18 protein-coding genes are annotated in these 13,435 nt (G+C 66.0%); 6 read left to right on the top strand and 12 right to left on the bottom strand.

Features of this window, described 5'->3' with window-relative positions; translation table 11 throughout:
- The first annotated feature begins 21 nt into the window (after window positions 1-21).
- A complete protein-coding gene (locus ACFXKN_RS00690; RefSeq protein ID WP_378948565.1) occupies window positions 22-228 on the top strand; it encodes a hypothetical protein in 207 nt (68 codons plus the stop codon).
- A 184-nt stretch (window positions 229-412) separates the two neighbouring features.
- Window positions 413-652 (top strand): hypothetical protein, encoded by a 240-nt coding sequence (locus ACFXKN_RS00685; protein WP_378948562.1) that lies wholly within the window; start codon window positions 413-415, stop codon window positions 650-652.
- A gap of 113 nt (window positions 653-765) precedes the next feature.
- Here the strand turns inward: ACFXKN_RS00685 and ACFXKN_RS00680 are convergent, their stop codons facing one another.
- The gene (locus ACFXKN_RS00680; protein WP_378948559.1) at window positions 766-1,314 is read right to left on the bottom strand and encodes a DUF1062 domain-containing protein; all 549 of its coding nucleotides are present in this window, start codon (window positions 1,312-1,314) and stop codon (window positions 766-768) included.
- Between the two features lie 337 nt (window positions 1,315-1,651).
- Between ACFXKN_RS00680 and ACFXKN_RS00675 the strand changes: the two genes are divergently transcribed.
- Window positions 1,652-1,909 (top strand): hypothetical protein, encoded by a 258-nt coding sequence (locus ACFXKN_RS00675; RefSeq protein ID WP_378948556.1) that lies wholly within the window; start codon window positions 1,652-1,654, stop codon window positions 1,907-1,909.
- A gap of 77 nt (window positions 1,910-1,986) precedes the next feature.
- On the opposite strand, the gene ACFXKN_RS00670 is transcribed toward ACFXKN_RS00675, so the two are convergent.
- The 8 genes from ACFXKN_RS00670 to ACFXKN_RS00635 all read right to left on the bottom strand — a co-directional run bounded on the left by ACFXKN_RS00670 (window position 1,987) and on the right by ACFXKN_RS00635 (window position 8,806).
- Window positions 1,987-2,205 (bottom strand): hypothetical protein, encoded by a 219-nt coding sequence (locus ACFXKN_RS00670; RefSeq protein WP_378948553.1) that lies wholly within the window; start codon window positions 2,203-2,205, stop codon window positions 1,987-1,989.
- Between the two features lie 127 nt (window positions 2,206-2,332).
- Window positions 2,333-3,586 (bottom strand): MFS transporter, encoded by a 1,254-nt coding sequence (locus ACFXKN_RS00665; RefSeq protein WP_378949755.1) that lies wholly within the window; start codon window positions 3,584-3,586, stop codon window positions 2,333-2,335.
- Between the two features lie 76 nt (window positions 3,587-3,662).
- Complete coding sequence (locus ACFXKN_RS00660; RefSeq protein ID WP_378948550.1) at window positions 3,663-3,950, bottom strand: hypothetical protein; 288 nt, start codon at window positions 3,948-3,950, stop codon at window positions 3,663-3,665.
- Window positions 3,951-3,974: 24 nt separating this feature from the next.
- Entirely contained in the window at window positions 3,975-4,277 is a 303-nt protein-coding gene (locus tag ACFXKN_RS00655) for a hypothetical protein (protein ID WP_378948547.1), read from the bottom strand.
- A 52-nt stretch (window positions 4,278-4,329) separates the two neighbouring features.
- A complete protein-coding gene (locus ACFXKN_RS00650; protein ID WP_378948544.1) occupies window positions 4,330-4,890 on the bottom strand; it encodes a DUF4334 domain-containing protein in 561 nt (186 codons plus the stop codon).
- A gap of 15 nt (window positions 4,891-4,905) precedes the next feature.
- Entirely contained in the window at window positions 4,906-6,570 is a 1,665-nt protein-coding gene (locus ACFXKN_RS00645; RefSeq protein WP_378948541.1) for a GMC oxidoreductase, read from the bottom strand.
- A complete protein-coding gene (locus ACFXKN_RS00640; RefSeq protein ID WP_378948538.1) occupies window positions 6,567-8,015 on the bottom strand; it encodes a flavin-containing monooxygenase in 1,449 nt (482 codons plus the stop codon). The genes ACFXKN_RS00645 and ACFXKN_RS00640 overlap by 4 nt, the downstream gene beginning before the upstream one ends.
- A complete protein-coding gene (locus ACFXKN_RS00635) occupies window positions 8,012-8,806 on the bottom strand; it encodes an alpha/beta fold hydrolase (RefSeq protein WP_378948535.1) in 795 nt (264 codons plus the stop codon). Before ACFXKN_RS00635 ends, ACFXKN_RS00640 begins: the two co-directional genes overlap by 4 nt.
- A gap of 140 nt (window positions 8,807-8,946) precedes the next feature.
- Here ACFXKN_RS00635 and ACFXKN_RS00630 point away from each other — a divergent pair, with 140 nt between their 5' ends.
- The gene (locus ACFXKN_RS00630; protein WP_378948532.1) at window positions 8,947-9,606 is read left to right on the top strand and encodes a TetR/AcrR family transcriptional regulator; all 660 of its coding nucleotides are present in this window, start codon (window positions 8,947-8,949) and stop codon (window positions 9,604-9,606) included.
- A 26-nt stretch (window positions 9,607-9,632) separates the two neighbouring features.
- On the opposite strand, the gene ACFXKN_RS00625 is transcribed toward ACFXKN_RS00630, so the two are convergent.
- From ACFXKN_RS00625 to ACFXKN_RS00615, 3 genes are read right to left on the bottom strand one after another with little or no spacing between them, the layout of a single operon-like run.
- On the bottom strand, window positions 9,633-10,262 hold the full coding sequence (locus tag ACFXKN_RS00625) for a TetR/AcrR family transcriptional regulator (RefSeq protein WP_378948529.1): 630 nt from the start codon (window positions 10,260-10,262) through the stop codon (window positions 9,633-9,635).
- A gap of 25 nt (window positions 10,263-10,287) precedes the next feature.
- Window positions 10,288-11,376, bottom strand: a complete 1,089-nt coding sequence (locus ACFXKN_RS00620; RefSeq protein WP_378948527.1) for an NAD(P)-dependent alcohol dehydrogenase — start codon at window positions 11,374-11,376, stop codon at window positions 10,288-10,290.
- The gene (locus ACFXKN_RS00615; protein WP_378948524.1) at window positions 11,376-11,846 is read right to left on the bottom strand and encodes a DUF4334 domain-containing protein; all 471 of its coding nucleotides are present in this window, start codon (window positions 11,844-11,846) and stop codon (window positions 11,376-11,378) included. Before ACFXKN_RS00615 ends, ACFXKN_RS00620 begins: the two co-directional genes overlap by 1 nt.
- Window positions 11,847-11,939: 93 nt before the next feature.
- Between ACFXKN_RS00615 and ACFXKN_RS00610 the strand changes: the two genes are divergently transcribed.
- Both ACFXKN_RS00610 and ACFXKN_RS00605 read left to right on the top strand, forming a co-directional pair.
- Window positions 11,940-12,503: a TetR family transcriptional regulator gene (locus ACFXKN_RS00610; protein ID WP_378948522.1), complete on the top strand. Its 564-nt coding sequence runs from the start codon at window positions 11,940-11,942 to the stop codon at window positions 12,501-12,503.
- Between the two features lie 323 nt (window positions 12,504-12,826).
- A complete protein-coding gene (locus ACFXKN_RS00605) occupies window positions 12,827-13,435 on the top strand; it encodes a GDSL-type esterase/lipase family protein (protein ID WP_378948519.1) in 609 nt (202 codons plus the stop codon).

Here is a 13,435-nt window from a genome sequence, read left to right as displayed (position 1 = left end):
CCGACACATCCGAGGTGGCCCTTGAGTATCACGCTCGAAACTGAGATTTTGGCCGCGCTGAAATCAGGCGGCATGCTCACGATTTCCACGATCGCCCTCAATGTGAAGGTCACCGAATGGCAAGTGCGACGCGCCGCAATCAAGCTGCAGCGCAAGGACTTCGCGTTCAAGAACCGGCACGACGAATGGCAGATCACGCCCGCTGGCCGGACGGCGGCGACCCGGTGAACGCTCTCCTGTTGTGTGGTCGTGACCCCGGCCCACTCACGGCTGCGCAGGCCCATTGGGCGATGCAAGTCCATTTGGAATGTGAGGTCGACACGTGTCGGTGTCGGCGGCGTGCCCGAACCACCCTGGTGGAACAGAACCGCATGGTCCTCGACGAACGCGCACAACAGGTCAGGGGCTCGTGATGAGCGAGGACCACCTGACCCATTGCCAGGACTGGATTTTGACCAGCTTGTGCTATTTCTCCCCGACAGCGCCGATCACGACTCCTGACCTTGCCTCCAAGTTGAGCCACTCGGTAGGCCGCACCGAGATGTACCTCGAACAGTTGGTCGCGATGGGATTAGTTCGTGTGCATGAGGTTTCAGGCGAACCAGCATGGCGCCCATCATCTGACGGTCTTTCGATCGGCACCGTCGAGTAGATCGCCGGTGACCGCAAGTGCGGTCCCGGGGGGCTGATTCGCACTTGGGCCGATCGCTGGCCTAGTTGCCCATCCGGCGGGTCTGCCGAACGGACAACCAGGCCACGAAAGGCTCAGCGCTTCAGCGTGAATCCGAAGTCGCCGGAAACCTTGCCGCTCAGGCGGACTGCTGAAACGAGACTTCCCTCGACGATCAATCTCTCGGTCTCACCTCGGGAAAACCCGAAACCGTCAGCGATCAGCCGGGTCGGCCGGATAGGGATCCGCGCCGCGAAGCGAACCGACACCTCGACCAGGTCACTGTCGAGGTGGTCCGACCCGCCGGTGTCGAGACGCCAAGCATTGTCCCAATCCAGAGCGATGCGATTGCGGCGTTGCACAAACGGATCCTCGAGTAACTCAGCTGTCAGGCTGGGGTCGTTGTCATGCATCCGGTCCAGCAGTTCAGAACGCACCGAACGCACATTCACCCGCTCCATGATCGTGAGTTTTGTAGTGTCCCCGCAGGTGATACAGCGCGCGAGGAGCCACGCATCGAGGAGCTTGTGGTTTGCGTTGACGCGAAATTTCTTGCTGGCCCGGAAACGCGCAGACGCGCATGCATGGCAACGGCGGCGGATGAGGGGCAGACAGGTGGGCACGACCACCCAGATTTTGAGCATAGAGGTACACCCTTTTCGGTGAGAAGTCCGCAGCGAAGAGCAGCGCGGCGCAGATGCGCGGCGCGCGAAATTCACTGCTCGGGAGGTCTCACCGGATGTACAACGGCACGTCCTTGGCTAAATGGCTGGGTTCGGCTGCATCGTAATGACACACAGCGGTGTCGTTCCACCGGTTTTCGAGGTTATTCCTCACCAGCCTGCCCGAATCACTACCTCCCCCAGCGATTTCCGACCGTCGACCGCTGTTTGACCGTCGCGAGGCGGGCATGCGCACTGAACAAGGACAGACCTCTACCGGAGGGACAGCGTCGTGTTCAGACATCTCCGAGGGTCCGTGTTGATCGGGCTGCTGGTTGTCGCCAGCTGCGCTACCAGCACAGAGGCACCCGATCCCGGTTTGCCACCGTCGGTCGAGGGCGCACCTGAAATCTCCGATGAGGCTGCCATGCACCTGTGCGAGATGATGGCCCCGGATCTCGATAACTGGCGTGCGCAGGGGGTGACTGTCGCGCGGGTGTCGTTCAATGCCACGGTGCAGAACTGGGCGGTGCGTAACGGCGGCATCAATGTCGCGGTGGCCGCAATCGTGAGGTGATCGATGCCGTCACTCAGCAGCGTTGCCCTGATGTGCGCGAGCAGGCCGTGCAGGCCCTGGATGTGCCGGATCTGGCCTCAGCGCTCGCCGGAGTCTGAGGCGCCTGCGTCGGCCGAGGTCTCATCGATGTCCTCGGCCCCACGGCGCCGGTCGCGCAAGACCAGCACACCCGCCGCGACCGCCCAGATCACCGCGAAAGCGATCGCGCGCATCAGGCTCCAGTTGACCATCAGCATCACGAGGGCCACGCCGCCGAACAGTGTCAACAGCCGGCCGGTACTCGTCTGACCTTTCATCGCCAGATCATCCCACGTCCGACCGTCTGCCGCGATGAGCCATCGCGGGCGGCCGCACTCGCCGTGATCCGCGCTGACGGTCGGCAGCGTCGTCGCCGCAGATCCGCGGTCATCGCCACGCCCACAGTCAGCTCTCGATACGCACGATCGGACTCTCGTCGCGGATGCGTGGGCGGCGAGTGGCCCAGGCAAGCGCGGGCACGATCAACAGCGCGATCCCCGCACCGAGGAACGCCAACCCTGGGTAGTCGGCGAATGCCACGATGACGCCGGATCCCAGCCCACCGCCTGCACCCGCGATAGCAATGCCCACATCGACCGTGCCCTGCGTGCGGGCACGGGTGGCGACCGGCGTCGCATCCGCGATCATCGTCGTCCCCGCGACCAACCCCAGATTCCAGCCGACCCCGAGCAGCCCGAGCGCCACCGCCAGCGCTACCACCGAGGTCGGCGGGGCGAGCGCCGCGGCCGAACCGGCCGCGACCAGGGTGCCCGCGGCCGCCACGGCGACCAACCCCGGCCCGAACCGATCAACGAACATCCCCGACAGCAACGACGGCAGATACATCCCCGCGACATGCACCGCGATCACGAACCCCGCCGCGCCGACACCGTGCCCGTGATGCTGCATATGGATCGGCGTCATCGTCATGACCGCGGCCATCACCAACTGCGTCACGACCATCACCGTCGTCCCCGCCACGATCGGCGCCGACCACCGGGTCGGAGCGTTCGTCACGACAACCTCGCCAGGGGGCTCCGCGATCGCGCGGGCGAGCACGAGCGGATCCGGACGCAACATCGCCCACAGCACCAGCGCCGCCAGCACATACGCCACCCCGGACAGCACGAACGGACCGGAAAGCGCCGGAATACCCCAGCCCACAGCCATATTCGACATCGGTGTCGTCAGGTTCGGCCCGACGACCGCACCGACCGTCGTCGCCACCAGCACCGTGCTGATCGCACGCGCCCGATGTGCGGGCTGCGCCAGATCGGCACCGGCGTATCGCGCTTGCAGGCTCGTCGCGGTGCCTGCCCCGTACACGATCAGCGACACGAACAGCAGCGGCAAGCTCCCGGTCACCGCGGCCGCCACCACCCCGAAACTGCCGAGCGCACCGGTCAGATAGCCCAGGGTGAGCCCCGCTCGTCGACCCGCCCGCTGCGAAATCCGACCCACCCCGACCGCCGCCGCGGCCGACCCGACCGTGAACATCGCCGCGGGCAACCCCGCCAATCCGGTCGATCCGAGCATGTCCTGCGCCAGCAGAGCACCGACGGTGATACCCGCGGCAAGCCCCGCGCCACTGAAAATCTGCGCCGCGACCAACACGGCCAGAGTGCGCCGTTGCGCGGGATGCTCGCTCATGAACGTCATCATCGCGGCAAAGATGGACGCCGGTCCAGTCGTTGGGCACAGAAAGGTCCAGCGACGACGAACCGGCCTCTTCCCACTAGCGCAAGTACGGCCCCAGCTTGATATTCACCTCGGAGCCTGCCTCCTCGATCGACGTGATCGGCCACACCCGCCCGGGCTGCATCGTGCCCGCAGCCGTGGCATAACCGACGACGTCGAGTGCCGCGACCCCCTCGTCGTCCTGGAGGATGCCGGCCTCGGTGTGCACCCCATCGGAGAACACCACATCGAACTCGTCAGCCATGCGATCGGCGCGCACCACCACACCGGGGAACAGATGCGAATGGTCGACGATGATCCGTCCAGGCTCGGCGCGTTCCGTCATCGACGTCCTTTCCGAGCTCTTACCTCAGTGACCACACGGATCGGTGAGGTGCAGCCCCTCGCCGACCTTGATCCGGCGATGCTCGGCGAGCACGATCCCCAACCCGACCAGCAAACAGACACCGCTGAGGATTCCGGCGATCACCGCCCACCCGACAAATCCGGAACCGGCGGCCGTCAGGGTGGCCGCGAGCATCACGATGCCGATTCCGACGAGCAACAGGCCCGGCCAATTGAGCGAGTCCTGAACCAACTCACCCGCGTGCGAGCGCGTCGTGCGCTCGGTGTCGGGAAACTTGTGTTGATGGGGATCAACGTAGTCAGTCATGGCACGGCCTCCTTCCGACGAGAGTTCTCCGTATTCGGCGCGTACCCCCGATTCAATCGGGCAAACGGGCACCGTCGTGCGGGTTATCGCGAACCAGAACGAAGAAATACGGCTCGGGGAAATTGCGGTAGTCCATCAGACCCAACACCGTGTTTTCGTCGACCCGGCGGAACACATCGATGATCGGCAGATGGTCGTACGCCATCGCCGTGGTGACAACCCCACGATGCTCCACCGCCCGCAACCGCGCCCGGTACCCGCGGGCGCGCAACGCCGGTTTCAACACTCCGAGCAGGCCTCGACCCTGGTCGACAACCTTGCTCGGCACCTTGCCGACCAGGCCCAACGGCACTCGTCGCGGATCAACAGCGAAAATATCGCCCGCGGGACCGCGGAACAGCAGCGGATGCACGCTGTCGAGCCCGTCGAACTGCTTGCCATACCACCCTGACGCGACGAGCAGGCCGTCCAGTTGGTGTCCGGTCGCCAGCTCGCGACCGTGCCACCGGCCACCGAGCTGAGTCGCGGGCACCGGCGCGAGACTGTCGAACAGCGCCAGCGCCGCCTCCCGGGAACAGGCGGGTTCGAGCGCGGTGAGTTGGTCGATCGTCATGAAGTTCCTCTCGTCTCAGACAGGCAGTCGCAGCGCACCGGGCGCGGAAGCGGGCACAGCGGGCCGCTCCGGGGCGACCGGACGGATCCGCTGGTAGGCGCCACCGAGATCAGGACGCGGATCCGGCTCACCCTTGTTGGGCCAGAACGCCATCGCCCGCTCGGCCTGCGCGGTAATGGTGAGCGACGGGTTGACGCCAAGGTTCGCGGTGATCGCGCTGCCATCGGCGATGTGCAAGCCGGGATGGCCGTAGACGCGCTGGTAGGGGTCGATCACGCCGGTATCGCGCGAATCGCCGATCGTGCAGCCGCCGATGTAGTGCGCGGTCGCGGGGATATTGAAGATATCGGTGGCGATATTGCCGGTGATGCCATCGGTTTCAGCCGCGTATCGACGGGCGATATCGTGCGCCATCGGAATCCACTCCGGATTCGGCTCCCCGCTGCCCTGTTTGGTCACCAACCGCTTGCCCTTCAAATATGAGGTCAGCGAGTTGTCCAGCGACTGCATGACCAGCAAGATCACCGACCGCTCCGACGCGCCGTGCGCGTTCTGCGAACGCAGAAATTGCACCGGATGCAAAACCATCGTCAGCAACAGCCGCAGGAACCGGAACGCCCCACCGTCGATCATCGGCACCGTCTGCAAGAACAGCGCGTTCTGCCCCTTGCCGTAGGTGCACACCTCCACGTGCGTCTGCGGCTCCGGGTGGATCGAAGACGTGATCGCCACGCCCTGGGCGAAGTCACGCCGGGACTTACTGGTTACCCCGATGATCGCCTCGGAGTTACTGCGAGTCAGCTCACCGACCCGCGAAGACAACTCGGGCAGCGTGCCGTCGCCACGCAACTTGTGCAGCAACTTCTGGGTGCCCAGCGCCGCCGCCGCGAACACCACCTGCTGGGCGGTGAAGGTGCGTCGTTCCTTGCGCAGCCAGCCGTTCGACGCGACCGTCTCGACGCGGTAGCCACCCCGACCGTCGGGCGCCACCGAGGTCACCGTGGTCAACGGATGCACCTGCGCGCCATTGCTTTCAGCCAGGTGCAGATAATTCAGCGTTGTGGTGTTCTTGGCATTGTGCTTGCAACCAGTGAAGCACTCCGAGCAGTGGATACAGCCCGCCCGGCGCGGACCCGCGCCACCGAAGTACGGGTCATCGACCTCGACGCCTTCGGAACCCTCGTTGAAGAAGACACCGACATGGGTCCGATGGAAGGTATCGGCCACCTTCAGATCACGCGCGACCTGCAACAGCACGTCGTCCTTCGGCCCGACCCGCGGATTCTCGACCACACCCAGCATCCGCGCGGCCTGGTCGTAATACGGTGCGAGCTCGGACTTCCAGTCGGTGATATGCGCCCACGCGCGATCGCCATAGAACTCCGGCAACGGTTCGTAGAGCGTATTGCCATAGATCAGCGACCCGCCACCCACACCCGAACCGCTGAAAACCAGGCACTTACCGAGCGCGCTGATCCGCTGCGGTCCGGTCAGGCCAAGGCGCGGCGCCCAGATGGCCTTGGGGATGTTCCAGTTGGTCTTCGGGTAGTCCTCGGCATTCCAGCGCCTACCGGATTCGAGAACACCCACCCGGTAACCCTTTTCGGTCAGCCGCAGCGCGGTCACACTGCCACCGAAACCGGAACCGACGACGATCACGTCGTAGTCGTAGTCACTCATCGCGACACCACCTCGTAGTCGGCGGGGTCGAACCGCGCCTGATTCTTGTATTGGATTCCGAGCAGTGGCCAGTTGGTCGTGATCCGGCCATCGGCCTGGCGATACCAGGACGAGCACCGGCTCCACACGCTCCCGGTGAGCTGGGCCTGGATCCGCTCGTCGTAGACCTGCTCCACGTCCGGACGGACCGTCAGCGCGCGACCCGACGCCGCCAGATGGGCGACATAGTCGCCGAGGTACTTCGCCTGCGCCTCGAGGAAGTAGATGATCGAGCCGCCACCGGTATTGGTGTTGGGGCCGTACATGATGCACAGGTTCGGAAACCGCGGCACGGTCATGCCGTAGTAGGCATGCGCGCCGCTGTCCCACTCCTGCGTCAGTTCCCTGCCGTGTGCGCCCGTGATGGTCATCGGGGCGAGGAACTCGGTGCTGGTGAAACCGGTCCCCCAGATGATGACGTCGACCTCGTGGTCGCGCCCGTCCGCGGTGCGCACCCCCGAGGAGGTGATCTCGGCGATCCGCTCGGTGGTCACCTCCACATTCGCTTCGGTGAGCGCCGGAAGATAATTGTCGGAGAACAGGATTCGCTTGCAACCGACCGGATAGCCCGGCCACACCTTCTCGAAAAGACCCGGTTTGGCCTTGGTCTGCCTGCGCATATGCCACTTCGAGATGGCCTTGATCGCGGCGGCGAGCGGTTTGGCGTACACCCATGCGACGCTGAGCCCTTCGACCACGCCGTACCAGGTGCCACGTTCGGCGAGCTCGGTCACCGGAAACTTCTCGAACACCCGCTGATGGCGTGCCGAGAACTCGCGGTCGGGGCGCGGGATGATGTAGGGCGCTGTCCGCTGGAACAGCGTCAGCTTCTCGACCTGCTGCTGGATCTCAGGGACGAACTGGATCGCGCTCGCCCCGGTGCCGATGACCGCGACGCGCTTGCCCGTCAGGTCGATGTCGTGATCCCACTCGGCGGAGTGGAAACTGCTGCCGCCGAAACTGTCCCGGCCATCGATCGCGGGCACAGACGGTCGGGAGAGCTGGCCGACCGCCGACACCAGCACATCGACCACCACGGAGTCCCCGCTGCTGAGCCGGACCGTCCACTTCCCGCTCGCGTCGTCGAACGCGGCGCCGAGCACCTCGGTGCCGAAGCGGATGTGGCGGCGCACATCGTATTTCTCGGCGACGTGCCTGATGTAGTCGAGAATCACCGGCTGCCGCGAGAACCGGTGCGGCCAGCGCGGATTCGGTTCGAAGGAATAGGAGTAGAACGGGGACGGCACATCACAGGCGGCACCGGGATAGGTGTTCTCCCGCCAGACGCCGCCGACATCGTCGGCCTTCTCGAACACGACGATGTCGTCGAAGCCGCGCTTCTTCAGTTCGATAACGGCCGCCAGGCCGCCGAACCCGGTGCCGATGACGGCAATGGACGGTGTCATGAGGTCCCTTCGAGAACGATACGAGCGCAGGTATCGGGGTCGTCGCTGAACGGGAGGTGCCCGCAGCCGTGGAGGTCGATGTGACGCGCGAACGGCAGCACCACGCGGGCACGGGCGCTCTGGGGGCGGTGCACGAGCACGATGTCGCGAGTGCCCCACGCGATCGTCACCGGGATCTCCCCCAACGATCCACGGTCGTCGCCGGGTTCGAGGACGTAATCGCCGAAGTCATCGCGCGCGGCCGTGAACGAAGTAGCCCCGGCCAGCCCAGCCAAGTCGGTACGAGCGGCATCGGGGTCGACGCGGACCGGGTGACCGAACATGGCCGAGAGCAGGGCCATGCGGCCCGCGGGATACTCGACCAGCCGGTCCAACGTCGGCCCGGCGACCCGGGCGGCACCACGCATGCTGGTGAGCAAGCACTGGGTCCAGCGCCGTCCGACGGGCCCGTAGAAGCCCACCGGCGCGAACGCGGTGACCCCGGACGCCACCCCGGCGCGACCCAGTTCGAGGGCGATACCGCCGCCCATGGAACTGCCTGCCACGTGCGGGCGTCGAATCCCGTTGTCCGCCAGCCATTGCGCGAGCCAGGTGGCGTACCCGCGCGGACCCGGCCGCACCGAGTCCAGCGCGGGTGAGTCACCGAAGCCGGGTAGATCGATCGCGATGACCTCATGCTGTTCGGCCAGCAGATCGATGATCGGCGCGAAAACCTGCCGGCGACTGCCGAGACCGTGCACAAGCACAATCGGCGAACCACTACCCCGGCGGAGGTGAGAGATCTGCGTCATCGCAGCCCTTCATCCAGATAAACAGTTACTACGTACGGTTTCTTGATTGCATCAGCTCGATACGCCGTCGTCAAGAGGTGACGGCCGACACTTTTCGACCAATCTATCGAATCTTGTCGGCAGCACGTACGATTTCTTAGGTGACCGTGCAACCACTACGCCGCACCCAGGCGCAACGTCGGGCATCCACCCGCGCCAGGATCCTGGCCTGCACCGCCGAATGCCTGCTCGAACGCGGCTACGCGGCGACCACCGTCAGCGCGGTCCAGGAACGCGCCGGCCTCGCCCGCGGCACCGTGCAGCACCACTTCCCCACCAGAGCCGAACTCCTCATCGCCGCCACCACCCAGGTGGTCGACACCCGCCTCGAGAAGTTCCGGCGCGAAGCCGAACTCCTCCGGCCCGGCCGCGACCGACTGCAATCCGTCGTCGACCTGGCCTGGCGCGACCTGAACAGTCCCGCCTTCTTCACCGCACTCGACCTGTGGGTCGCCGCGCGCACCGACGCCGAACTCCGCGACCAGCTCGTCACCGAGGAACGTCGCGTGTTCACCGAAATGCGCAGGCTCTACCTGGAAGTACTCGGCGAACCGTATGCCTCGGATCCGCGCGCCGAGGTCCTGATCGAGTTCACCATCGACCTGCTCACCGGGCTCTCGATGACCGCCATGCTCACCGGCACACTCGGCGAACGCGAGGCCGTGCTGCGCCGCTGGAAGCGTGCCCTCGCCGTGCTCATCGGACAGCTACCCAGCGATGAACTGCTCGACGGAAGTCCACTGCCCGTCGCGCCGCACTGAACACATTCCTCGCCGACGGGGTCGCCCTAGTCGCCCGTGGTCTCCACTCCGGACAATCCGTTCCAGCACAGCGCGACAACCGTGTCGACAGCCTCGCCCTTCGGAATCGGACAACCCGCGTCGAGCCACTGACGGGCCGCGAGGTGGCTGGCGCCGACCACCCCGAACGCACACCCGTAAGCACGGACGTCATCCATACCCGCGGCACGCAGCTCGGCGCTGACCAACACCGCGCATTCGCCCATCGCATTGCGCACCCGCCACCGCACACACGGTTCGCTCGGCACCGGCGACTCGAAGACCAGGGTGTGCCCGCCTGCGTCCTCGTCGACGAAATCGAAATAGGCCAGCACCGCGCGGCGCACCTTGTCCTCTTGGCCGTGCGCGTCGGCCAGCGCGTCCCGGATACCGTCGACCATCCGGTCCAGATAGCCCTGCAGCACAGCGAGATAGAGATCGAGCTTGCTCGCGTAGTGCGTGTACAGCACCGGCTTGCTCATCCCGGCCCTGACACCGATGTCGTCCATGCTCGCCCCGTGGTAACCATGGGCGACGAAGACCGCACGCGCGGCGCTGAGCACCGCGAGTCGCCGCTGGGTGCGGGCAGCCGTCTCGGCGCTCTCGATGGTCGGGATGTCGTTGTAGAGAAGTGTCATGGGACGTCCGGGGATTCGAGGGTGCTCACCATGTGAGCACCGGCTTGATGACAGCACCCGCGCGCTGGTCGGCCAGCGCGGTGCCGACCTCGGTGTGCGGGTACCGGGCGATCAGTCGCTCGACCGGAAAACGACCGGCCGCGTACAGATCGAGCAGGTGGGGAATGAAGGTGGCAGGCACACTGTCGCCTTCGAGGCAGCCGCGAATCGCCTTGCCGTGCAGCACGAGATCGCTGATATCGATCGGCGGCGTGCCACGGCCGAGACCGACGGCTACCACTGTGGCACCGACAGCGAGCGCGGCGACGGCATCGGCGAGGACGGCGGCGATGCCGGTCGTGTCGAGCGCGTGGGTCGCGCCACCATCGGTGAGTTCGCGGATACGCGGTGCGGTGGGCCCGTCGGCGGGGTCAAGCGCGGCGTCAGCGCCCAGCGACACAGCCAGTTCCCGCCGCGCAGCCGATGTTTCGACGACGACCACGCGGACGCCGGGAATCGTCCGGGCAGCGAGCAGACCCGCCATCCCGACCGCGCCCGCACCGTACACGGTGACCCACGCCCCCGACTCCGGCCGCAACACAGTGAGCACAGCGCCAGCGCCGGTCTGGAATCCGCAGCCGAACGGCGCCGCCACCGCCAGGTCGATCGCCGGGTCGATCACGATCGTGTTGTCCTCGGTGGTCAGCGCGTAACCGGCGAAGCTCGACTGGCCGAAGAATCCGTCCAGTATCGGGGAACCGTCGACCAGGACCCGGGGCGTGTCGTGCGCGCGTCGGCCGAACTGATTGAGGGCGGTCGCGCGGACGCAGTAGGCAGGGCGCCCAGCCGAACAGTTGCGGCAGGCACCGCAGTGCCGGAAGGTCAGCACGACATGATCGCCGGGCCGGACCGTACGCACGTCGGACCCGACCGCCGCGACGACGCCGGCGCCCTCGTGTCCGAGCAGGATCGGACGATCCGCGGCACCCGCGCGCCGGGTTACCAGATCGGTGTGGCAGATCCCCGCGGCGACGATCCGCACCAGGATCTCCCCGGCGCGCGGCTCGTCGACCTCGATCGGCTCGATCGAGAACTCCGCGGCCGGATCGCGCGACAGCACCGCCGAGGTGCGCATCAGGAGACCCGTTCCAAGAGGAAATAGAAGTACTCGCCGCGGGCGAGAACCAGTTCGGGGCGTCCGTTCATGATGCCCATCAGGGTGGTGTCGTCGAGCCACTTGAAGTGATCGAACACCGCGCGGCCGTCGTAGACCATGGTCGCGGTGACCTCACCGCGGAACTCGATATTCCACAGGGTCGCTTCACCCTGTCCCAGTTCGACATTCGAGAACAGCGTGCCGTCTTCGGCTCGGCAGATCAGCGGCTTCGCGTCGTCGAGGGCGAGGAAGGTCTTTCCGTACCACCGGCTGGCAGGCAGCGCGCGGCACAGCGGGTGACCGGTCTGGAAAGCGTCGCCGCGCCATTCGCCGAGGATCTCCTCGGCGCGGGCCGGGCGCAGCCGGGTCCACAGCTGGTCCAGATCGGCGGTCGCGACACCGTCGGCCTGCTCCCTGAGCTGCTGCCACCGTGGTTTGTCCGCGCTCATCAAGCCCTCGTCTCACAAAGTTCAGAACCGTCCGGTTCCACATGGGACCATAGTTCCGAACCAGATGGTTCGGCAAGAGGTACGATGCGCCGCATGCGGGCGGCAGGTCAGGCGACACGGGAGCGAATACTCACCGCGGCGAAAGCGGAGTTCGCCGAATTCGGTATCGCCGGTGCCCGGATCAACCGCATCGCGGCCGCCGCACACGCCAGCAAGGATCGGCTCTACGCCTACTTTCCCGGCAAGAACGAGCTCTACGCGGCCGTCACCGAACGCTGGACCAGCGAGACCAGCATCGAAGCCGCGATGTCGGCCGACGACCTTCCCGCCTATGTCGGCCGCCTGTTCGACCACTTCATCGCCCACCCCGACAACGCCCGCCTACAAGCCTGGTCCGAACTCGAACCGTCCGGCGATATTCCCCAGGTTCTGCGCCGCACCATCGACATGAAGATCATCGAACTCCGCCGCGGCCAGGACGAGGGGCTCATCACCACCGATATCCCGGCCCCGATCCTGCTCCGCATGCTCACCGACCTGGCCCGCACGGCGGCCACCCATGCACTGCTCCGCCACGTCGCCGCCGGCCGTGATCGCGTGGCGGAGCAGCGCGCGGCGACGGTGTCGGCCGTCGCGCGCATGGTGGCCCCTCCGTAGCAGTCGGCCCCTCACTGTCCACAACTCGCCCACGATCCCCCACCGCGACAAGCGCTCTCAGTGAGTGCCCTAGCCTCCTTGTGTCTTTTGGATATTGCCTGTTTGCCGAGGTGGCGATGAGGTTTGATGGGAACACATAAATAGATGCATATATCTCAGTATCGCGATTAATTAGGCGTGCATCAGCTGAAGATCGCTGACGCGCTGCCACCCATGGCTCCACCTGCACGATTCAAACCCCAACTGCCCCTTCGTTCGTCCGCTCCCCGCCGTCGGTCAGACCGAGCCGCGACCCCACTCCCCCGCCTCGTACAGTTGCCGGAATGAACGAGGATCTGCGTATCTGCTTCATCGGTGACTCCTTCGTCCAGGGCATCGGTGACCCGGAGTACCGCGGCTGGGTCGGGCGTGTACTCGCCGCGAGCGGCCCCGGCATCACCGCGTTCAATCTCGGCATCCGGCGCAACACCTCAGCCGACGTCCTGCGCCGCTGCTGGCGCGAGGTCGAGCCGCGCATCCTGCCCGACACCGACAATCGCCTGGTGATCTCCTTCGGCAGCAATGACGCGATCGTGGAGGACGGCAGCGTCCGGGTGGGTAAGGCCCAGTGCCTCGACAACCTCGCGACCATCCTGACCGAAAGCCGAGAGCGCGCGATCCAGCCGCTGGTCATCGGCCCGCCACCCGTCATCGACGGTGGTGCGGACCATCTGCGACGCACAGCGGAACTCGCCGACGACATGGCAGACCTGTGCGACTCGCGGGATGTGCCATTCGTCGCCACCACACGGCAATTGGCCGAAGATCCCCTCTGGATTCGCGAAGCTACGGCGGGCGACGGCGCGCACCCTGGTAGTGGCGGCTACCAGAGCTTGGCCGACCTGATCCTCGACAGTCGGTGGCACTCCTGGATCGCGCGACCCAGCCGGTGA

This window comes from Nocardia sp. NPDC059195 (assembly GCF_042754695.1).
In the GTDB taxonomy this organism is placed as follows: domain Bacteria; phylum Actinomycetota; class Actinomycetes; order Mycobacteriales; family Mycobacteriaceae; genus Nocardia.
Note: the sequence above shows the minus strand (reverse complement) of the source record. Positions and strands in the feature narration are given on the sequence as shown.